This window comes from Bacillus sp. FSL H8-0492 (assembly GCF_038006145.1).
Classification (GTDB): domain Bacteria; phylum Bacillota; class Bacilli; order Bacillales; family Bacillaceae_G; genus Bacillus_A; species Bacillus_A mycoides.
The window spans coordinates 3,963,072-3,984,309 of record NZ_JBBOUP010000001.1; the positions used below are offsets into that span (position 1 = coordinate 3,963,072).

At 36.6% G+C, this 21,238-nt stretch carries 25 protein-coding genes; 11 read left to right on the forward strand and 14 right to left on the reverse strand.

Annotated features, from left to right (window positions below; translation table 11 throughout):
• Positions 1–2 precede the first annotated feature (2 nt).
• The 10 genes from MHH66_RS20360 to MHH66_RS20405 form a co-directional block, all read right to left on the reverse strand.
• Positions 3–521: a CotO family spore coat protein gene (locus tag MHH66_RS20360; RefSeq protein WP_002030408.1), complete on the reverse strand. Its 519-nt coding sequence runs from the start codon at positions 519–521 to the stop codon at positions 3–5.
• A gap of 147 nt (positions 522–668) precedes the next feature.
• On the reverse strand, positions 669–1,439 hold the full coding sequence (fabI, locus tag MHH66_RS20365; protein WP_002011384.1) for an enoyl-ACP reductase FabI: 771 nt from the start codon (positions 1,437–1,439) through the stop codon (positions 669–671).
• A gap of 108 nt (positions 1,440–1,547) precedes the next feature.
• On the reverse strand, positions 1,548–2,402 hold the full coding sequence (gene rfbD, locus MHH66_RS20370; RefSeq protein WP_063217380.1) for a dTDP-4-dehydrorhamnose reductase: 855 nt from the start codon (positions 2,400–2,402) through the stop codon (positions 1,548–1,550).
• 11 nt (positions 2,403–2,413) lie between these two features.
• On the reverse strand, positions 2,414–3,385 hold the full coding sequence (rfbB, locus tag MHH66_RS20375; RefSeq protein WP_002125972.1) for a dTDP-glucose 4,6-dehydratase: 972 nt from the start codon (positions 3,383–3,385) through the stop codon (positions 2,414–2,416).
• Between the two features lie 15 nt (positions 3,386–3,400).
• Complete coding sequence (rfbC, locus tag MHH66_RS20380) at positions 3,401–3,946, reverse strand: dTDP-4-dehydrorhamnose 3,5-epimerase (RefSeq protein WP_002011381.1); 546 nt, start codon at positions 3,944–3,946, stop codon at positions 3,401–3,403.
• A gap of 8 nt (positions 3,947–3,954) precedes the next feature.
• Positions 3,955–4,692, reverse strand: a complete 738-nt coding sequence (locus MHH66_RS20385) for a sugar phosphate nucleotidyltransferase (protein WP_002030415.1) — start codon at positions 4,690–4,692, stop codon at positions 3,955–3,957.
• A 14-nt stretch (positions 4,693–4,706) separates the two neighbouring features.
• On the reverse strand, positions 4,707–5,387 hold the full coding sequence (locus MHH66_RS20390) for a glycosyltransferase family protein (RefSeq protein WP_063217379.1): 681 nt from the start codon (positions 5,385–5,387) through the stop codon (positions 4,707–4,709).
• Between the two features lie 11 nt (positions 5,388–5,398).
• Positions 5,399–6,085 carry a glycosyltransferase family protein gene (locus MHH66_RS20395; protein ID WP_002140852.1) on the reverse strand — a complete coding sequence of 229 codons (687 nt, stop codon included), beginning with the start codon at positions 6,083–6,085 and terminating at the stop codon, positions 5,399–5,401.
• Positions 6,082–6,771, reverse strand: coding sequence for a class I SAM-dependent methyltransferase (locus tag MHH66_RS20400; protein WP_063217378.1), 690 nt, complete (start codon positions 6,769–6,771; stop codon positions 6,082–6,084). The genes MHH66_RS20395 and MHH66_RS20400 overlap by 4 nt, the downstream gene beginning before the upstream one ends.
• A 155-nt stretch (positions 6,772–6,926) precedes the next feature.
• Complete coding sequence (locus MHH66_RS20405) at positions 6,927–8,024, reverse strand: tetratricopeptide repeat-containing glycosyltransferase family 2 protein (RefSeq protein WP_063217377.1); 1,098 nt, start codon at positions 8,022–8,024, stop codon at positions 6,927–6,929.
• Positions 8,025–8,189: 165 nt separating this feature from the next.
• Between MHH66_RS20405 and MHH66_RS20410 the strand changes: the two genes are divergently transcribed.
• The 7 genes from MHH66_RS20410 to MHH66_RS20440 all read left to right on the forward strand — a co-directional run bounded on the left by MHH66_RS20410 (position 8,190) and on the right by MHH66_RS20440 (position 15,709).
• Positions 8,190–9,095 (forward strand): BclA C-terminal domain-containing protein, encoded by a 906-nt coding sequence (locus MHH66_RS20410; protein WP_078184099.1) that lies wholly within the window; start codon positions 8,190–8,192, stop codon positions 9,093–9,095.
• Between the two features lie 123 nt (positions 9,096–9,218).
• Positions 9,219–10,064 carry a TylF/MycF family methyltransferase gene (locus tag MHH66_RS20415; RefSeq protein ID WP_002186420.1) on the forward strand — a complete coding sequence of 282 codons (846 nt, stop codon included), beginning with the start codon at positions 9,219–9,221 and terminating at the stop codon, positions 10,062–10,064.
• Positions 10,065–10,288: 224 nt separating this feature from the next.
• Positions 10,289–11,047: a class I SAM-dependent methyltransferase gene (locus MHH66_RS20420; protein ID WP_002030399.1), complete on the forward strand. Its 759-nt coding sequence runs from the start codon at positions 10,289–10,291 to the stop codon at positions 11,045–11,047.
• A gap of 6 nt (positions 11,048–11,053) precedes the next feature.
• Positions 11,054–11,980: a glycosyltransferase family 2 protein gene (locus tag MHH66_RS20425; RefSeq protein WP_002030400.1), complete on the forward strand. Its 927-nt coding sequence runs from the start codon at positions 11,054–11,056 to the stop codon at positions 11,978–11,980.
• A gap of 130 nt (positions 11,981–12,110) precedes the next feature.
• Positions 12,111–13,271, forward strand: a complete 1,161-nt coding sequence (locus MHH66_RS20430; RefSeq protein WP_078184098.1) for an FtsW/RodA/SpoVE family cell cycle protein — start codon at positions 12,111–12,113, stop codon at positions 13,269–13,271.
• Between the two features lie 79 nt (positions 13,272–13,350).
• Positions 13,351–14,091, forward strand: coding sequence for a bis(5'-nucleosyl)-tetraphosphatase PrpE (gene prpE / locus MHH66_RS20435; protein WP_063217373.1), 741 nt, complete (start codon positions 13,351–13,353; stop codon positions 14,089–14,091).
• 223 nt (positions 14,092–14,314) lie between these two features.
• Positions 14,315–15,709, forward strand: coding sequence for a peptidase G2 autoproteolytic cleavage domain-containing protein (locus MHH66_RS20440; protein WP_061674938.1), 1,395 nt, complete (start codon positions 14,315–14,317; stop codon positions 15,707–15,709).
• 45 nt (positions 15,710–15,754) lie between these two features.
• Here the strand turns inward: MHH66_RS20440 and MHH66_RS20445 are convergent, their stop codons facing one another.
• From MHH66_RS20445 to MHH66_RS20460, 4 genes are read right to left on the reverse strand one after another with little or no spacing between them, the layout of a single operon-like run.
• The gene (locus tag MHH66_RS20445) at positions 15,755–16,648 is read right to left on the reverse strand and encodes an RluA family pseudouridine synthase (RefSeq protein ID WP_063217372.1); all 894 of its coding nucleotides are present in this window, start codon (positions 16,646–16,648) and stop codon (positions 15,755–15,757) included.
• A 15-nt stretch (positions 16,649–16,663) separates the two neighbouring features.
• The gene (locus MHH66_RS20450; RefSeq protein ID WP_078184097.1) at positions 16,664–17,461 is read right to left on the reverse strand and encodes an NAD kinase; all 798 of its coding nucleotides are present in this window, start codon (positions 17,459–17,461) and stop codon (positions 16,664–16,666) included.
• A gap of 18 nt (positions 17,462–17,479) precedes the next feature.
• Positions 17,480–18,118, reverse strand: coding sequence for a GTP pyrophosphokinase (locus MHH66_RS20455; RefSeq protein WP_002125951.1), 639 nt, complete (start codon positions 18,116–18,118; stop codon positions 17,480–17,482).
• A 30-nt stretch (positions 18,119–18,148) separates the two neighbouring features.
• The gene (locus MHH66_RS20460; RefSeq protein WP_078184096.1) at positions 18,149–18,520 is read right to left on the reverse strand and encodes a UPF0738 family protein; all 372 of its coding nucleotides are present in this window, start codon (positions 18,518–18,520) and stop codon (positions 18,149–18,151) included.
• Between the two features lie 144 nt (positions 18,521–18,664).
• Between MHH66_RS20460 and MHH66_RS20465 the strand changes: the two genes are divergently transcribed.
• From MHH66_RS20465 to MHH66_RS20480, 4 genes are all read left to right on the forward strand, one after another.
• On the forward strand, positions 18,665–19,243 hold the full coding sequence (locus tag MHH66_RS20465) for a CYTH domain-containing protein (RefSeq protein ID WP_078184095.1): 579 nt from the start codon (positions 18,665–18,667) through the stop codon (positions 19,241–19,243).
• Between the two features lie 185 nt (positions 19,244–19,428).
• Positions 19,429–19,827 carry a globin domain-containing protein gene (locus MHH66_RS20470; RefSeq protein WP_000043388.1) on the forward strand — a complete coding sequence of 133 codons (399 nt, stop codon included), beginning with the start codon at positions 19,429–19,431 and terminating at the stop codon, positions 19,825–19,827.
• Entirely contained in the window at positions 19,827–20,720 is an 894-nt protein-coding gene (locus MHH66_RS20475) for a ClpXP adapter SpxH family protein (RefSeq protein WP_002011359.1), read from the forward strand. The genes MHH66_RS20470 and MHH66_RS20475 overlap by 1 nt, the downstream gene beginning before the upstream one ends.
• 230 nt (positions 20,721–20,950) lie before the next feature.
• Complete coding sequence (locus MHH66_RS20480; protein WP_002086970.1) at positions 20,951–21,124, forward strand: hypothetical protein; 174 nt, start codon at positions 20,951–20,953, stop codon at positions 21,122–21,124.
• Positions 21,125–21,238: the final 114 nt, after the last annotated feature.

Here is a 21,238-nt window from a genome sequence, read left to right on the forward strand (position 1 = left end):
ATTTAAAAGCCGGCCATATCAATCGATTTGATGTCTTCTATAGATAATCGAATATCTCTCATACTATTTGGTGGCATAATGGATACAATGCCATTACGGTAAGATATAATCGATCCTATATATGAGACGGTCGTCGTTCTTATTCTACATCTTATTTTTGGAATGTAATGAGGACGATTTAATAAAAAATGAATTTTTTCTTCATTATTCATATCCTTAAAGGATTTATTGTAAGGGACCGTTCTCACTTGCTCTTCCTCTACTTTTTCTTCCACCTCCACTTGAGGCTCCTCTCGTGGTTCTTGTTTCTCTTGTTCTACCACTTCTTCCACAGCACTACTTACAATACTTTCATTTCTATTACTTTGCTCTTTTTGATCCTCATCTTCGAAATTCGTTAAAATAATTCTTTTTATTTTCGGTGCAGCGAGTTCTAAATTTACTTGTGCAATATATAACAACGGTTTTCCAACTGTTGAACTTTTATTTTTATTCTTCACACTCGTCCCTCCCACTTCCATACGTAGCTGGATAAATCGTGTACTATTATAGTTATATTCATAACGTGGCTAGAACTTTCGTTAAAAATCGTTCTTTCTGGGAACAATTAAAAAGGACAGTCTCAACGTTTAGAGACTGTCCTTTTTAAACTTTAATTCCTATTATATTTATCCTAAAATATGATATCCTGAATCAACATGAATGTTTTCACCTGTTACTCCGCGTGCTAAATCACTGAATAAGAATACTGCTGTATCTCCAACTTCTTCTGGAGTCGTCGCACGACGAAGTGGTGCGCGTTCCTCAATTTCTTTTAAGATTGAGTTAAAGTCGCCTACACCTTTCGCAGATAACGTACGAATTGGTCCTGCAGAAATAGCGTTAACGCGAATGCCATGTTGTCCTAAATCGTTCGCTAAATATTTCACGCTAGCTTCTAACGAAGCTTTCGCAACACCCATAACGTTATAGTTTTTCACAACGCGCTCGCCGCCAAGGTATGTTAAAGTTAAAATATTTCCGCCTTCTGTCATCACTTTCTTCGCTTCTCTTGCTACAGCTGTTAAAGAGAATGCACTAATATTTTGTGCAAGTAAAAATCCATCGCGAGAAGTATCTACAAATTCGCCTTTTAAATCATCACGATTTGCAAAGGCAATACAGTGAGCAACACCGTGAATTGTACCAACTTCTTGCTTAATAGTTTCAAAGCAAGCTGTAAGTTCTTCATCATTCGTTACATCACAAGGTAATACAAGTGATTCTTGTCCTTCTAATGTTTCCGCTAGTTCACGAACGTTTCTTTCTAAACGCTCTCCTGCATATGTGAATATTAATTTTGCACCTGCATTATGCAAAGAGCGAGCAATTCCCCATGCAATACTTCTTTGGTTCGCAACGCCCATAACAACAAATGTTTTCCCTTGTAATAGTTCCATGATATATCCTCCCAGAAATACTTATACTTGTTATTAGTACCTGATACTATAATTATAGTACCATAAAACCTCTTAAAGGCAAACAAAAAAGTCACTAACATAAATTTGTTAATGACTTTTTGTTTCTATAAAAAACCTTTCTAATCCTTCTTCCCAAGTAGGCATTTGTAAAAAACCATTTAATCGTAGCATGTTATGTTGAAAGATAGAATATTTTGGTCTCGCAGCCGCCGATCCGAATTCTTCAGTTGAAACAGGTAATACATTCACTTTCATATTTGCATACGAAAATATTCTTTGGGCAAATTCAAACCAAGAACATGATCCTCTATTGGATACGTGATACGTACCGTATAAAGAAGTGTGAATGAGCTTATTAATCATCATATTTAAATCTGCCACGTACGTAGGAGAGCCAATTTGATCCGCTACAACAGATATGTTTTCTCTCTCTTTTCCTAATCGTAGCATCGTTTTCACAAAATTATTTCCATACTTACCATACAACCACGATGTACGAACTATAAAATATTTATTATGTAACTCTTTTACGAACTGCTCTCCTGCAAATTTAGAAGCTCCATATATATTTATCGGTGCTGGATTATGAAATTCATGATAGCCATCCGGTTTGTCACCTGGAAATACATAATCGGTACTGACATACACTAACTTAGCCCCTACTAATTGTGAAGCAACCGCTATATTTCGAGCTCCAATCGCATTTATTAAGTAAGCAAGGTCCTGTTCTTTCTCAGCACCATCTACCTTCGTATACGCTGCACAATGAACAATTGTATGTGGCTTTATTTCTTGTACCACTTGCTTAATTCGGGATATATTTGTTACATCTAATAACTTTTTATCAAATGGATATATGTCATATTCCTCAGAATTCAACTCTTCTTGTAGTTGCTTCCCTAGCTGACCGTTCGCTCCCGTTATAATAATCCGTTCTTTCATCTACATGCCCCTTACTTTTCTTTTAGTGGTTTCCACCAGTCTACATTGTTTTTATACCATTCCACCGTTTCTTTTAATCCTTGTTCGAACGTATACTTCGGTTCCCATTCAAACTCATTCTTCATTTTTTGTGCATCAATCGCATAACGACGGTCGTGACCTAAACGGTCTGTTACAAATTCAATATCTTTTTTCGTTTTTCCTAAAAGTTTTATAATTTGTTCCACAACATCTACATTTGTTTTTTCGTTATTTCCGCCGATATTATACACCTCTCCTACACATCCCTTATGCAAAACGGTGTCAATTGCACTACAATGATCCGTTACATGCAGCCAATCCCTTACATTCAATCCATCACCATATAATGGTAGTTTCTTTCCTTCAAGCGCATTCGTAACCATTAACGGAATTAATTTCTCAGGATATTGGTACGGTCCGTAGTTATTAGAACAACGCGTTATAATAACCGGTAATTGATACGTTTCATAATAAGATAAGGCTATCATGTCGCTACTCGCTTTACTTGAAGAATATGGACTATTAGGAGCTAGCGGGGTTTCCTCGGTAAACTTTCCTGTTTTCCCTAAAGAACCGTATACTTCATCTGTTGATACTTGCACGAGTTTAATATGTGAATATTTTTTCACTAACTCCAACAGCGTGACTGTACCTATTACATTCGTATCATAAAAAGGAATTGGGTTTTCAATACTACGATCCACATGTGATTCAGCTGCGAAATTTACAATTACTTGCACGTCACGTTCCTTAACAACATGTTCCAGCAGCTCTCCATTTTGGATTTTCCCTTTTACAAATGAGTAGTTAGGATTTTCTTGAATAGACTTTACATTATTTAAATTCCCGCTATATGTTAATGCATCGTAATTAATGATTTTATATGTTTCATAGTTTTTTAACATATAGTGAATGAAATTACTTCCAATAAATCCAGCTCCACCTGTAACTAATATATTCATAAACAACTCTCCTACTTAAAAACTATCTTCATATTCCTGAAGTAATGGTAATATTCGATCCTTATCGGACAAGATAGGATTTGTTACCGGCCATGGAATTGATAATTCTTTATCTTCCCAAAGCAAACCGGAATCGTGATCAGCACTATAATACTCATCTACTTTATACATAACAATTGTATGAGGTACAAGTGTACAAAAACCATGAGCAAATCCTTTCGGCACTAATAATTGCCTATGATTATCCGCACTTAAAATATAACCTCTCCACTTTTTAAATGTAGGTGAATCTTTTCGCAAATCAACGATAACATCATATATTGCACCTTGCATAACTTGAATGAGTTTCGTTTGTGCTTTCGGATTTTTTTGAAAGTGTAGCCCTCGAATCGTCCCCGAATGCGCTGAATAAGATACGTTATCTTGCAGAAATGAATGCGTAATCCCTAACGATTCTAGCATCTTCTTATTATAACTTTCAGTAAAAAAACCTCGCTCGTCTTCAAACAATCTCGGTTCTAACAATTTCGCATCGGTAAAATTTGTTTCTACAACTTTCATATTTTCACCTATTCTCCATTAAACTGTTTCCCAAAGTTTATATCCCGCGCTAACGTATTCGCTCTTTGAAGAGAAGCATGCGTTCCCGCATCAGTCCACCAGCCGCTCATTTCATTATAAGTAAGTACTCCTCGTTTTAAATACCAATTATTTATATCTGTAATTTCAAGTTCCCCTCTTGCGGAAGGTTTTAATTCTTTTATATAAGAAAAGACTTTCGAATCATACAAATAAATTCCCGTAACAGCATAAGAACTTTTCGGCTCATTCGGCTTTTCTTCAATTCCAATTATTTTTCGGCCTTGAATATGCGCTACACCAAATCGCTCGGGATCTTCTACAGATTGAAGCAGCACTTTAGCCCCTTCTTTTTGACTTGTAAACTCTTCAACATACGGGCAAATATCATCTGAAAAGATATTATCTCCTAATATAACTACCATCCGATCATTTCCTACGAAATCTTCACAAAGCCCTAGTGCCTGCGCAATCCCACCCGCCTTATCTTGCACACGATACGTAAAGGATACACCAAACTCTTGACCACTTCCTAGAAAGCTCACAACATCTCCCATATGCTCTTTACCGGTAATAATCATAATATCTGTAATTTCACATCGCTTCAGCTTATATACCGCATGATAAATCATCGGATACCGCCCAACGGGAAGTAAATGTTTATTCGTTACTTTCGTTATTGGATATAATCTCGATCCTGTCCCGCCTGCTAAAATAATCCCTTTCATCCTTCATCTCTCCCTTATGATGGAGATAGCACCTCTTTATAATGTTCCACAAAAATTTCCCGGTATTTCTCATATGTATCCGCATCAAACTCATCTCCGTTGTAATGAATACACCATAGATTTGCTTGATTAGGGATACCAATTAAATATCCAGCCTTTTGAAATTCTAAAGACTGTGACACATCATAGAAATGGAATCCTTGAAACAAATCCTCTCGCCACGGAATATCATACTGCGTTGCCATGAGTAAACCATCGATTGCTTGCACTGACATAAAAGATTGATTTCCATAAAACCCCTGATCCAAATTTAATAATTGATAATTCTGTCTTCTGTACTCAATCACTTTCCCTACTAAATTTTTCCCTTCCCACCATATCCCGTTACTCGGTAAAAACTGAGCACCAGCTACTCCAATTAAACCAAGCTTTTCATTTTCTTTAAAAAGAGAAATGAGGGTACAAAACATATCACGATTAATAAGGTAAGTATCTTGATGTATATATACTTTATATTTCGCCGGATATGAAAGTGCTCGATTGTACGCACTTGCCATACTTTTCGCATCTCGTATCGGAAAAATTTGCACTACATAGCCAGGGGGAACAACAATGTTTCTTATTTGCCTTTCGCATTGCTCGAAAAGCTCTTCATTATTTACACAAACAACGACTAATATTGTATGATCTTTCATTTTGTAGCCCTCTATTCTTCCTTATTCACATCTGACATATAGTTCTCTACAAATACTTTTCTATACTTTTCATAGTTCGTCATATTTACATCGAAATGATAATGAATACACCAAGCATCACGCTGCACAGGGACACCGACTGTATACCCAGCTTTTTTAAATTCAAAAGATTGGGATACATCATAAAAATCAAACCCATCAAATAAGTCCTCTCGCCACGGAATATCATATTGTGTCGCCATCAATAAACCGTCAATACATTCCACAGGAATAAATGTTTTCGATTCATGAAATGGTTGCTCTAAACTTGCCATATAAAACAAATCGTTCATATAACCAATGACTTTCCCGACAATCCCACGCCCTTCGTTCCATACACCATTTGGAGGAACATATTGGGATCCAACCATCCCAATCATCCCAAGATGTTCATGCTCCTCAAATAATTGAATTAATCCGTATAGAAAGGCTCCATTTATAATAAAGACATCTTGGTGTAAATACACTTTATACTTCGCTGGATGTGAAATGGCTTGATTGTATCCGCTCGTCATACTTTTTGCATTTCGAATCGGCATAAATTGTATAGTATACCCAGGAGGTACTGCCAATTTCAATATATGTCGCGCACATTGTGCATACAATTTCCGATCATTTATACATGTAACAAATAGTATTGTTTTTTCTGCAGCACTCATAATTGTGATTTTTCTGCTTCAATAATATATTGAAATACAACTGTCTCAGCCATGAAGCCACTTCCAAGACGATACTTTTTACAAATTCCATATAACTCTTCAATAAGTGGCTCATATATTTTATGATCAACATATACACGATCTACTTTACTAATAGAATATCCTGCTTTTAAAAACATTCTTAGCATTTCATTAAAAGTAAAGAAACGAATATGCGTTTTATCTAATAAGCCATATTCTGTATACGTCCAATTTCCAGCGAGTAAGGGAGCTAATACTGAAATGTGCGCAACGTTTGGTATGCTAGCTAAAATCACACCATTTTCTTTTATATATGGCTTTACTTTCTTTATGACAGCCCACGGATCAAATAAATGCTCTAATACATCCCCGAATATGACACAATCAAATTGTTCCTTCTCATAAGGAAGATCCATTGTTTCTATATCACCTAAAATAACATGATCTAGTTTTTCTTTCGCTTTTTCGGCAGCCTCTGGGAACGCCTCAATTCCTGATACACGTGCTCCACTTTCTTTTATAGCCGCTCCTAATGCACCGCTCGAGCAACCAATATCAAGAACTTCTTGCCATTCCTTTTTTATATGCTTGAATAAATTAGGATTTATCGCATTATAATAATGTTCAGATTTTTCTTCGTATAAAGAACTTTTCTCCCGATTCATTTCACACACTCCTTATGCAAATTGAATTTGAAATATAAACAAAAGATATTCTACAAAGGATACCATCTCTATTGGTTGCATTACCGATAATCTAATATATAGCCATTCTACTATCATTAGAATAGCGACAAGTCATTTCCTAAAAATAGACCAAATTACATTTTATATTGTTTATCATAGATGCCTCTAAAATATTTACGGTTATATTCAATCGCAGCATTATTCGGAACATAAGAAGCTGCCAATTCATTATAATAATAAGCTTTATCTTGATCTCCTAATCTGCTATAACAAATACACATTTGTAAATATGGAATCCACGTATAACTAGCCGGACTGTGAAAAGGACTATCCTCTGCTAGCGGCACTTCAGTTGCTAGCTTAAACCAAAATATCGCTTCATTATACTTTTGTTGTTCCATATATATATATCCTATTCTTGTACAATTCTCTCCTCTAGGAATACCATAACGAAACGACTTCGTACAAGTTTCAACTGCCTTCTCCCAGTCTCCTAACTTCGCATAACAATCTCCTAACTTACCACATGCATAAATTTTCTCTTCATGCCATCCTTCCTCTTGATTAAGAAATGTTTCATACAGAAGAACCGCATCGTCGTATTTTTGATTATCCATAGATTCATTACCGTAATAAAATAAATCTCTCGGGCTTAATTCTTCTCCAGCTGCTACAGCATTTTGAAAAATTCTCAAATTACGATTCGTTATTTCTTTTTCTTTCTTATGTGTAATGGCGACATTACTATTGTAAATCTCACCAGAAACAGCTAAATACTCATGCACCTTTCCAAACCATTGAAATTGTTTTTCACGCTTTACAAGTCGATATCTTCTTGTGCAATATAAAGGTTTCCCATTAGAATCCATTACAAGATAATAAGGCATAGAAACAGCGTCAACTTTACCATCTAACTCTCGTTTTAATGTTTTCAGTGATTCTTGAGCTTCCTCTAATAACACATCATCAGCATCTAACCATAATATATATTCTTGCGTTGCTTTTGAAAACGCAAAATTTCTAGCTGCCGCAAAGTCATCAATCCACGGAAAATCGTGTATGTTAGAAGTGTATTTTGCTACAATTTCCTTCGTTCGATCAGTGGATCCTGTATCAACTACAATAATTTCATCAACAATTTTTTCTACCGCGTCCAAACATCGATCTATTGTATTTTCCTCATCGCGAACAATCATACATAGACTAATTGTAATTCCTTGCTTGTTCAACATAATCACCCTCTTCCAACTCAATCATATGTTATACATACAATAAACTTTCCATTTTTTTAACTTGTTCAAGCTATTTAAGATTTCTTTTTAATAATTCAAATGTCCGTGTCATTTTCTTGTGATTTTGCATCTACTATATAATGAAAGCTTTATGGAGGTGAATTTATGTCAAATAATAATTATTCAGATGGCTTAAATCCTGATGAATTCTTATCAGCTAGTGCATTTGATCCTAATCTTGTAGGTCCAACTTTACCACCAATACCACCGTTTACACTTCCAACCGGGCCGACTGGACCGACTGGGCCGACTGGACCTACTGGACCTACTGGGCCTACTGGGCCTACTGGACCTACTGGACCTACTGGACCTACTGGGCCTACTGGACCTACTGGGCCTACTGGGCCGACTGGAGACACTGGTACAACTGGCGCGACTGGAGACACTGGCGCAACTGGGCCGACTGGAGACACTGGTGCAACTGGACCGACTGGGCCGACTGGAGACACTGGTGCAACTGGACCTACCGGGCCGACTGGAGACACTGGCGCAACTGGACCTACTGGGCCGACTGGAGACACTGGTGCAACTGGTGCGACTGGGCCGACTGGGCCGACTGGACCGACTGGACCGACTGGGCCTACTGGGCCTACTGGGCCATCTGGATTAGGACTTCCAGCAGGATTGTATGCATTTAACTCTGCTACAATTTCTTTAGCTCTTGGAATTAATGATCCTGTACCGTTTAACACGGTTGGATCTCAGTTTGGTACAGCAATTTCTCAATTAGACGCTGATACTTTCATCATAAGTGAAACTGGATTCTATAAAATTACTGTTATCGCATATACTGCAGCAGTAAGTATATTAGGTAGCCTTGCAATTCAAGTGAACGGCGTTAATATACCTGGCGCTGGAACAAGTTTAATCTCACTTGGAGCGCCTCTCGTTATCCAGGCAATTACACAAATTACAATAACGCCATCAATGGTTGAAGCTGTTGTTACAGGACTTGGATTATCTCTAGCTCTTGGTACAAGTGCATCCATTATTATTGAAAAAATCGCTTAATTTTTTTACTTAGCAGTAAAACTGATATCAGTTTTACTGCTTTTTCAATTATGAATTCAAGCATGAAACTTTCACTATCTACATAATCATATTGTTGTATGACATTTTGCAGGAGGCACAAATATGGAAAATAAATTTGCTGTTCAGCTTTATCTCGAGTTGTTAAAGAAAACAATTTTATTTGAAATATGGCTAGAGTATGAGCCATACTTACCTGCTTCATTACATATTTCTAAGGAACTCCCATATGAACCAGTTACCGTACCACTTCCTTTATTCATTAAGCAATATGCTGAAAACCATAACTTGAAAATTGTGAAACCAGATGTTTTAAAAAGTGAACGTCAAGATGGGATGGATTGGCCCAGAGCAGCACACAGTATGATCGGCCGGGAACGAATGAATCAATTACATGAAGCACTGGAAACAGTTGTCCGTGAAAATATAGAAGGTGATTTTATTGAAACAGGTGTGTGGCGCGGGGGATCGTGCATTTTTATGAATGGTTTTTTACAGGCAAATAACATTACTGATCGTAATGTGTGGGTTGCAGATTCATTTGAAGGTTTGCCAACACCGAATTTAGAACACTATCCGAAAGATTACGGAGATTATTTACACTCTTTCGATTACTTACGCGTTTCTTTAGAACAAGTACAAGAGAATTTTAGAAAATATGATTTATTAAATGATCAAGTAAAATTTTTAAAAGGCTGGTTTAAAGATACTTTACCAACAGCACCAATAGAAAAAATTGCAATTGCACGCCTTGACGGTGATATGTACGAATCCACAATGGATGGTCTCGTGAACTTATACGATAAAGTTTCTAAGGGCGGCTATATTATTATTGATGACTATGGACTACCAGCTTGTGCAGAGGCCGTGACAGACTTTAGAAATCAAAGAAACTTAAAAGCTCCTATTACTAAAATTGATGTATTCGGGGTTTATTGGCGAAAAGAATAGGGCGAAACTTTATTCAGTTAGGGTTTCTCCATCTCACACTAATTATTAGCCTTCGCCAATAGCATGATAAATAAAAACAAAAGCTCCCATTACTATTTCCAGTTGTTCTAGGGAGCTTTTTACATATCGCAACAGTTCTAATATCGTTTCCCCTCCCACTATAAAATGTTAGCTGCATGTTAAAAATGTTGGTTCCCTATTTACTACAAGGAAGGAGTGAAATTATGAGCGAGCTTGAAAAAAAAATCGCATTAATCCCACCTCCCGAACTCGTCCAATATGTAGGTGGCGACTTTCAAAAGGTTGGAAAAGAATTCATAAAGCATTTTATTCAAATTGGTAGTTTAAAATCCAATGAAACAGTGTTAGATGTAGGTTGTGGTGTCGGTCGAATGGCGGTTCCATTAATGAATTACTTAGGTGATGATGGAGCTTATTATGGATTTGATTTATTTAAAGATGGCATTACATGGTGCAAAAATAATATTTCAACTGCCCGTAGCAATTTCCATTTTGAACACGTTGATATATATAATCAATTCTACAACCCAGAAGGAAAAGAAGATGCTTCTCAATACAAATTTCCATATGAAGACGATTCATTCGATTTTATTTTTTTAACTTCTGTATTTACCCATCTCCTTCCGAAAGAATTAGAACATTACGTATCTGAGATTGTACGTGTTCTAAAAAAAGATGGGAGATGTTTTATTACCTTCTTTCTCATTAACCCTGAATCATCCTATTACTTAAATTCTGGGCTAAGTACATTAGGTTTTTATCATCAAATTGAAAATTGTTATGTTGTGAATAAAGATATTCCTAATTTCGCAGTTGCCTATCCTGAAGAAGATATCCGCACCTTATTAAATAAACATGGCTTAGAGGTAATTAATAAACCGCATTATGGTTTATGGTGCGGCAGAAATGAGTATACAAGTTATCAAGATATCGTTCTTACAAAAAAAGCTTCTGAAAGGTAGTTTCGTATGAATAATAAAAAAAAGTCACCTCTCGTTTCCATCCTTATTCCCACTTATAATCGACCACATTATTTCAAAATTGCTCTAGAAAGTGCATTAGCACAAACTTATCCAAACATTGAAATTATTATAGGAGACGATAGTACAAATGATGAAACAGAAATCTTAATAAATGAACAGTATTTACCTAATTATAAAAACATAACATACATTCGAAATACCACTACTTTAGGACAATTTCATAACGATCTTATGCTCTTAGAGAAATCTAATGGGGAGTATATAAATTTTTTAATGGACGATGATGTGTTTTATAATCATAAAATACAAAAAATGATGGCTTATTTTGAGCAAGACACAAATAAAAATCTCGCTCTTATAACTTCTTATCGAGTACGTATTGATGATCACGGGAATTTAATTGGAGATGCTCATCCAACACAAAGATTATATAGCGAAGACATTCAATTAAACGGAATATTTTTAGGCGACTGGATGTTAAAAGGTGGACATAACATTATCGGTGAACCTACAACTATTCTGTTTAGAAAACAGTTACTCACTGAACCTTTCGGCACGCTAAAAGGAAGGCACTATTCTTGTAGTGTCGATATGGCATCATGGATTTCCTTACTTTCTAAAGGAGACGCAGTATACATATCCGAACCTTTAAGCCAATTTCGCTACCATACTGGGCAACAAATACACAGCAAGCTCCTTGAAGGATCTGAGGATTTTACGCACCTCGTTATAACTTCAAAAGAATACGGATTTTTACAAGATAATACAGATTATAGACTAGGTCTAATTAGCGCTTATAAATGGTGTAAAGGTTCCTTAGAATATTATAGCCAGCTACCAAACCTCATTCCAGATGCACATGTACGTCTTTCCCATTGTTTGGACATAATTATAAAAGAGCTACATCATTAGTCTATTCTGCGAAAATAAAATGTGTGAGCTTTACGTGAATAATGCGTATAGTTCATACATTCTTTTTAAACTATGTGATGCACCAACTAAAACCCACTAATATAGAGAGCAGTAGAAAGGAATTCATACAGTGAAAGATCCGAACACTCAATATCAAATAGACTACATATTAATATTCATTTTATTTGCCATTGGGATTGTTAGCTGCTTCGCTATCGCAAGTGCACAAGCTTCTTTACCACCATTTTTACAAAACGTAAATTTTGTATTAAAACAAATCCAATGGTATGCCATTGGATTTATCGCCATTGGTGTTATTATGGTTATTGATTTCGATCGCTATAAACAAATTGCTTGGTATTTATATAGCTTTGCACTCATACTTCTAATTGGCCTAGAACTTCAAGTTCCTGGCGCCGTTACAATTAAAGGGGCTACCGCGTGGTACAGACTTCCAGGCATCGGAAACTTTCAGCCTTCTGAAATTATGAAATTATTTTTGATTATCGTCGTTGGACGAATTATAGCGAATCATAATGAAAAATACCTTTTTCGGACAACTCGTGAAGATTTCGTTTTACTTTTAAAAATATTTGCAGCTAGTTTACCTCCACTACTTCTAATCGCAAAAGAACCTGATTTAGGAAACACAATGGTCATTTCAGCGATGCTTGCAACAATGGTTTTAGTTTCTGGTATACGTTGGCGCTTTATCCTCGGATTAACCTCCGGTATTTTCGCCATAGGCTCTACTTTAACATATATTTATTTCACGCATACAGAGTTCTTTAAAGAGCACATTCTAAAAGAATATCAATTAAATCGCTTCTATGGTTGGCTTGCACCTTATGAATATGACGCACAAGGATACCAATTAAGACAAGCATTTTTAGCTACTGGATCAGGAGAGATGCAAGGAAAAGGATGGGAAAATAGACAAGTATATTTTCCAGAGCCACATACAGATTTTATTTTTACAAATATCGCTGAACAATTCGGTTTTTTAGGAGCAAGTGTTATTATTTCATTTTTTTTCTTACTCATTTACCGAATGATCCATATCGCTTTAGAAAGCAATGAACCTTTCGGTAGTTATATTTGCGCTGGTACAATTGGAATGTTTACGTTCCAAGTATTCCAAAATATTGGGATGACAATTGGTTTACTCCCTATTACAGGAATAACGTTACCGCTTATGAGCTACGGCGGGAGTTCACTGCTCACATATATGGTTGCTATTGGATTTATTTTAAACGTACGCTCAAGAACTAAAATCTTTATGTTTAAATGAACCATATCGAAAAACGGTATGGTTTTTTTCTATGTCCATTTTAGATATACTAATGAAAAAATGAGCTGGAGGTTTAAATATGAAATATGACATTATAGGTGATATTCACGGATGCTTCCAAGAGTTTCAAGATTTAACAACGAAACTAGGGTATAGCTGGGATAGTGGTATCCCAATTCATAACGCAAAACGAAGGCTTGCATTCGTTGGTGATATTACAGACCGAGGTCCTCATTCATTACGGATGATTGAAATTGTATGGGAGCTCGTAATAAATAGAAAAGATGCTTATTATGCTCCAGGGAATCACTGTAATAAACTGTATCGTTTCTTCCTTGGACGTAATGTTACAATCGCTCACGGGCTCGAAACAACTGTTGCAGAATATGAAGCATTGCCTTCTAATAAGCAACAAATAATAAAAGAAAAATTCATTACTCTTTACGAACAATCACCGCTATATCACATACTGGATGAAAAAAATTTAACCGTCTGTCACGCTGGTATTCGGCAAGATTACATAGGAAGACAAGATAAAAAAGTACAAACCTTTGTATTATATGGTGATATTACAGGCGAAAAACACCCTGACGGCTCACCTGTCCGCCAAGATTGGGCGAAAGAGTATAAGGGTAAAACATGGATTGTTTATGGACATACACCTGTCAATGAACCTCGCTTTGTGAATCATACAGTCAATATTGATACTGGTGCTGTATTTGGTGGTAAACTAACTGGACTACGTTACCCTGAGTTGGAGACCGTTTCTGTCCCTTCTTCCCTACCTTTTGTCCCTGAAAAGTTCCGCCCAATTTCATAAAGTGAAACTTTAATCAGTGAGGGTTTTGTTCATCCCCCACTGATTATTAGCCCGCACCAATCGGGATAAATACCTCTACTTAATACAATTCACGATTTGCAGAGGATCATGGTGTTTTCTAGACATATTCCACACTAAAACTAGATAAAGCAATTAAAAAAAGATGCAATAAAGTGCATCTTTTTTTAATTGCACGGCATATACTGTCGCAGGAGGTGACGGAATGAAGAAAAAATCTTCTAAACAAAAAAGAAAATTCCACCCTTTATACCATCCCATGTATGGAATTAACAACTGGTGCAGTATTCGAGCTGCAGCTATAGAAGAAATAGAAGAACAAGAGTCATCAAAAAAAAGCAAACCGAGAGAAAAATATATCTCTTTAGAAAATGCTGTTATGAGGCGAATTATAGATAGCAGGAAAATAAAAGCAAAACAAAAAAAGAAGCTCGCTTCTAATAATGATGAACCTGTGCTTAATTCGGAAAAGATACAAGAAAATATAGAAGAAAACATTCCTGCAGCAATAAAGGAAAAAGTACAACCAGAAATTCCAGCTACTATTATAAATCAAGTAAAAAAAATAAAAGAAGCATTAATCTCGGGCAACGATGTACAAATAGAAAGATCCGCCCCTATTCAGGCTCCTGTACCTACACCTATAAAAAAAGAAAATAACAAAGGAGCTCGTCACGCATATAAAGAAGGACTTCACTCTAAAGCTGATGGAATCGCTTCACATGCAGAAGGGCTTCTTACACATGCAACGGGTCCCTTTTCTCATGCAGAAGGGACAAAAACAAAGGCAACTGGACATAGTTCGCATAGCGAAGGGAGTGAAACGACAGCAGGCGGCTCTTATTCTCATGCAGAAGGAAAACATGCAATTGCTTTGGGCGAAGCAGCACATGCAGAAGGAACCGCAACTATCGCTAACGGATTCTCATCTCATGCGGAAGGAAATCATACATCAACAGCTAATTTTGCAGGCAGCCATATTATGGGTAAATTTGGTACAGCAGAAGAAGCTTATTCCTGGTTTATCGCAAATGGGACAAATGACACTGATTATAATATAGGTGCCAAATGGCTTGCCCATAACGGAGAAATGTATATCGATGGTGCTTCTTACAATGCAGGTGGTACTGATTTTGCACAAATGTTTGAGGCAGCAGATCATAGCCCTATTGATATCGGCTATTTCATTACATTTAGTAGCGAAGAAAAAATTCGAAAAGCTACTTCAAATGATTCATTCATATTAGGAATATCTAGCGCTACCCCCGCTCTCATAGGAAATAGCGGTGCTTTAAGTTGGCAAAAACGCTATAAAACAGACAGCTTCGGAAAACGTCAATATACGCGTACGGATACGCAAGAAATACGACCTCTTTTAAATACAGAATGGGATCCAGCTTGTAAGTATATATCAAGAAGAGACCGTACTGAGTGGCTTCCTGTCGGATTAATTGGACAAATGTTAGTACGTGATGACGGCACTTGCGAAACACACGGATATTGTCGTCCGAATGATGACGGCATTGCCACGAAAGCTGAAAGTGGCTTTTTCGTTATAAAACGTACTGGTGAAAATCAAATTTTAATATTATTCCGCTAAAAAAAGGGAACAAAATTCTTTTTATGATAAGAATTTTGTTCCCTTTTAATTGTTATGTAAAGCGTATTGCATATCCTCTGGGATACTTACGGTAAAAGTCATTCCCTTTTCTAAAATTGGATGATAAAACGTCAAAGATGTACTATGCAGCGCTTGACGTTTTATCACATCTCTTCGGCCACCGTATAGATCATCCCCAAGTAGCGGATGTCCTATATATGCCATATGTACACGAATTTGATGTGTTCTTCCCGTCTCGAGCTCAAGCGCTACATGCGTCTTATCGGAAGAACTCTCCAACACTCTAAAATGAGTAACAGCTCTTTGACCATCTTCACAGACAGTTCGCTCGATAATACTATCCGATTTTCGTCCGATTGGCGCGTCAATCGTTCCTACTTCTTCTAAAATAGTCCCATGAACGATTGCCTCATACGTTCGTTTCACCCCTTTTTGTTGATGCTGCTTCGATAAAAGGTGGTGAACGAATCTATTTTTCGCAATTAGCATAAGCCCTGAAGTATCACGATCTAACCTCGTCACAATGTGCACCGTACTTGCAAGACTTTGTTTATCATAATGATATAAAAGAGCGTTTGCAATACTTCCTGACGGGTGCTCCCTAGACGGAATCGTCGACATATTTGCTTCTTTATTTATAACGAGAACCGCATCATCTTCATATACGATACATAAAGGGATCTCTTCCACTTCCATCCCTTCACTTCTTTCCTCCACTGGAAAAAAGATTTGTAACTCTTCACCAGCTTGTAACTTGTGACGAACACTTGTGTGTTGACCGTTTACTTCAATTGCTCCCCCGCGGAACTTTATATCCGTTAAAGCAGCTTTCGAAATCCCTTTTGTTTTCAAAAATTCTCTAACTAAAGTTCCCTCTTCAGCCAGCCCTATATCCCATTTCAATGTAAATCTGTTCAAATATATAAACCCTCTCTATTTATCTGCAACAAACGAGTCACGAACACGTTTCCAGAATGGGAACGGACGGAAACGAACAAATCGTACTTTCTCGTTTGCAACGCGATACTGAATTGATTTCACATCTTGATGAACCATCGTCAAATGATCCACGGTAATTTGCATGTTCATTCCTGCAGCCGGCTTTAAAACGCATGTATGATGCTTCGGCAGTACGAGCGGCGAACCTACCGTACGAAATACACGATTGTTGATAGATGCCATTTCTGCAATTTGAATCGCTTCAATAGAAGGGTGAATAATTGCTCCGCCAAGCGCCTTATTATACGCGGTACTTCCTGAAGGAGTAGAAATACAAAGACCATCTCCGCGAAACGTTTCGAAATACTCTCCGCGTATTTCCACTTCTGTTACTAATGTACCTTCTGCACTTTTTACAGTCGCTTCATTCATCGCCAAATACTGCGACTCTTTACTACCATTCACATAGCGAATAATCACTTCTAAAAGTGGATATTCAACCACTTGGAACGGTGTTTTAGCGATTGCGATCACCAACTTCTCTACTTCCGTCGGTAACCAATCTGCATAGAAACCTAAATGCCCTGTATGTACACCAACAAATGCGGTTTCATCTAATCGATTATGGTAACGATGGAATGCATATAAAAGCGTTCCATCTCCCCCAACAGAAATTACAATATCAGGTTCCTTTTCATCCATTGTAAACCCAAAATCTAACAAGTATTCTTTCATCGTACTTGCTAGTGTATCTGATGATTGATCTCCCTTTGACATAATTGTAAATTTCATCGCCCAACACCCTTTAGTTTATGATTCAGAATCTTTCGTTTCCTGCTTTCGTGAAAAGACCTTTTGCGCTTCTTGAATTTCAAGACGAATGGAAGACATTTCTTCATCTAATAAAAACGCCGCTTCCGCTGCACGTTGTAAGCGTATTTTAATATCTTCAGGAAAACGTCCACTATATTTGTAATTTAAAGAATGCTCAATCGTTGCCCAAAAATTCATTGCTAACGTGCGAATTTGAATTTCAACTAACACTTTTTTCTCCCCCTGTATCGTTTGAACAGGATAACTAATGACAACGTGGTAAGAGCGATAGCCGCTATCTTTCTTTTGCGTTACATAATCACGTTCTTCTACAATGTCAAAATCATTTCGTTTTCGAAGATATTCTACAACAGGCTTAATCTCATCTACGAATTGACACATCATTCGAAGGCCCGCGATGTCCTGCATATCTTCTCTAATTCGGTCTAGCGGTACATTTCTCTTCTCCGCTTTATCAATAATACTTGCAACCGACTTTACCCTTCCTGTTACAAACTCAATTGGAGAATGCTCCGTTAACATTGCAAATTGAGTACGCATTCCTTTTAGTTTCACTTTCAGCTCCGCCACCGCTTGGTGATACGGTGCTAAAAATTCTTCCCAATTACGATTCATTTCAACCACCACCAAAATCAATCCATTTGCTTATAGAAACACTTTTTCTACACCAGTTACTAGTTCTTCTCCGTAATTTGCATTACCTTCAATATTTTCAACTAAATACTCTACTTCTTCTTTTAATCCTTCTAATTCTATTTCAACATCATTCACGCGAATAAACATCGCTGTATCTTTATTCATCGCTTCATGCACTGCTTCCCAGCATGTATGCGGAATACTTACATAAATGAAAGATGATTCATTTTCTAAGATATATAAAAATGATAAATTGTCTGAGTCTACAAGTACGTGATTACGCGCACTTAACTCCTTTACCTCTATTTCAGTATTTTCCGCACAAAAAATAAGCGCATTCTCTCTCATTTCTACGCTCTTAACTTGAATTTTATTTTGCATACTCGAACTCCTCCATCTCAACTTCCTGTCTTACTTAACAGTATTATTGTATCATAACATGGACGCAAACAAATAAAACATTGAACCAAATTTGCGAAAAAGCGATAATGTGGAAAGAATTATTTTTCAAAAGGAGCGCATACAATGACACAAGAAATTGAAATTGAATTTAAAAATATGGTTACAGAGGAAGAATTCCAAACATTATGCAAATCTTTTTCTATTGAAGCATTTACAAAACAAGTAAATCACTACTTTGAAACGCCTCACTTCGCTTTAAAAGATACGGGCTCTGCACTTCGTATTCGTCATAAAGATGGAACTTATACATTAACATTAAAACAACCTGCTGAAATTGGTTTATTAGAAACTCATCAGTCTGTAACAGAAAAAGAAGCACAACTTATGATGGAAACAAACACAATCATTCAAGGAACTGTAATGGATCAGCTACACAAATTACAAATTCCCGTTTCCTCTTTAACTTATATGGGTAGTTTAACAACAGAAAGAGCTGAAATATTATTTGAAGGCGGAACGCTTGTCTTTGATCATAGTTTCTATTACAATCACGATGATTATGAAATTGAATACGAAGTGCAAGATGAAAAGACCGGTAAAGCAGCATTTATAAGGTTATTAAAGCAACATAACGTACCAGTTCGTCATACAAACAACAAAGTAAAACGCTTTTTCCTTGCCAAACAAAACGAAGAGCGCTAAAGTAAAATTTCCATCAGTGAAGAAGAGCTGTACTTACGGCTACATTTCACCTTTTTGAAAAGCAAAAGATTTATTAGCAACATATAGAATAAGCAAAGAATGTTATGAAGGCTGTTTAGTTGCTCTTCATAACATTCCATTGCTACAATAGATATACATTTCATGGAAAAAGGGGTTTATAAAGGATGAGCAAGCAACCGATGACACCATTTGAAGCAATCGGCGGTGAACAATGCATTGCAACATTAGTGGATACATTTTATTCCTATGTCAGTGAACACCCTGACTTATCTCCGATCTTCCCGGATGATTTAACAGAAACTGCTAGGAAGCAGAAACAATTTTTAACACAATATTTAGGTGGTCCTAATTTATACACTGAAGAACATGGGCATCCTATGCTAAGAGCACGCCATCTTCCGTTTGAGATTACTCCAAAACGCGCAGAAGCTTGGCTGTCATGTATGGAGCAAGCAATGGATGATACAGGAGTGCACGGTCATATAAGAGAGTTTGTTTTTGAACGTTTAGCATTAACTGCTCAACATATGGTCAATACTCCAAATGAAACAGGTGAAGTGTAATGGATAAGCAGGAAGCAAAGCATATAAATATGCCTTCTCCTTCCACATGCGAGCATAAATCTGTAGAAGCATATTTATTTATTGATCCACTTTGTAAAGATTGCTGGGATATCGAGCCATTTATTATTAAACTATGGCTTGAGTATGGAAAATACTTCTCTATTCGTCATATAGTAACAGGAAAAGTGGACGGGGCGAACGCTTCCTCACACAAATGGAATAAACCTGCTAATATTCGATTTGTGTGGGAAAAGACAACAAGTTTACAAGGTTTTTCATGTGATGGAAAAGTACATATGCAAGAGGCGTCGTCAACACCGTATTTAGTTTCGATGGCAATTAAGGCGGCGGAGTTGCAAGGCCGAAAAGCAGGTTCGAAGTTTTTGCGAAAACTCCAAGAATACATTTTTCTTGAAAATGTATCAAACCCTGACTGTGAATTATTGCTTACATGTGCTAAAGATAGTGGCATTGATGTAGAGGAATTTAAAAAAGACCTACACTCAGTTAGCGCAAAAAAAGCTTTCCAATGCGACCTAAAATTCACAAATGAGATGCATATTACAGAAATACCTTCCCTCCTATTTTTTCATGCAAATTCAGATGAGGAAGGTATTAAAATCACAGGGATTTATTCCTATGATGTATACGTACAGCTATTAAAAGAACTGGTAAAATGCGAAATTGAGCCAGAACCATTACCTCCTTTAGAAGTATTACTAGAAGCAACACAATTTATTTCTTCAAAGGAAATCTCATTTATATATGACTGCCCTCAGCAAGAAATAGAGCGTGAACTAAAAAAATTACAACTAAAACGAAAAGTACAAATGATTGAAGTGAAGTGCGAGCGTTATTGGAAATGGATAGCAAAAGAAAAAGACCTGGTGTAAACACCAGGTCTTTTTCTTTACGGCTTATAAAAATATTAAAGGGGATGGGAGAAATTTTCACGTTCAAACAAAGGGGTATATGTTTGTATGTGAATTCGTTCACGCTTATTATATTACAAGATTCGACGTCAGATGACAACCCCTTTTGTCGAATTTCACATTTTTGTCACATTCTAAACGTTTTCATTTTTGAATAAGCTATAAAAAAGAACATTTAGGAGGTTTTATTAATGAAAAAGTCTCATATCGCGCTAATTTTTCTAGCTTTCATTGTTTCTTTTTTCTTGTACATCCTTTCTCTACTACAAGCTTTTCCTAAAATTATTGCCTTCCCTCTTTTATTCGGAGTTATCGTCATCGCTGTCTCTTATTTCAACTATAGAAAACGATTTAAAGGATTTTAATTACAAAAATCAACTGTAAAACTGCCTTCTAATTTAGAAAAAGTAAGGAAATCCTCCTTATTTTTTCGACAAATATCGACAAAAACATTTTCAAACAAAAAAGACGAGGATAAA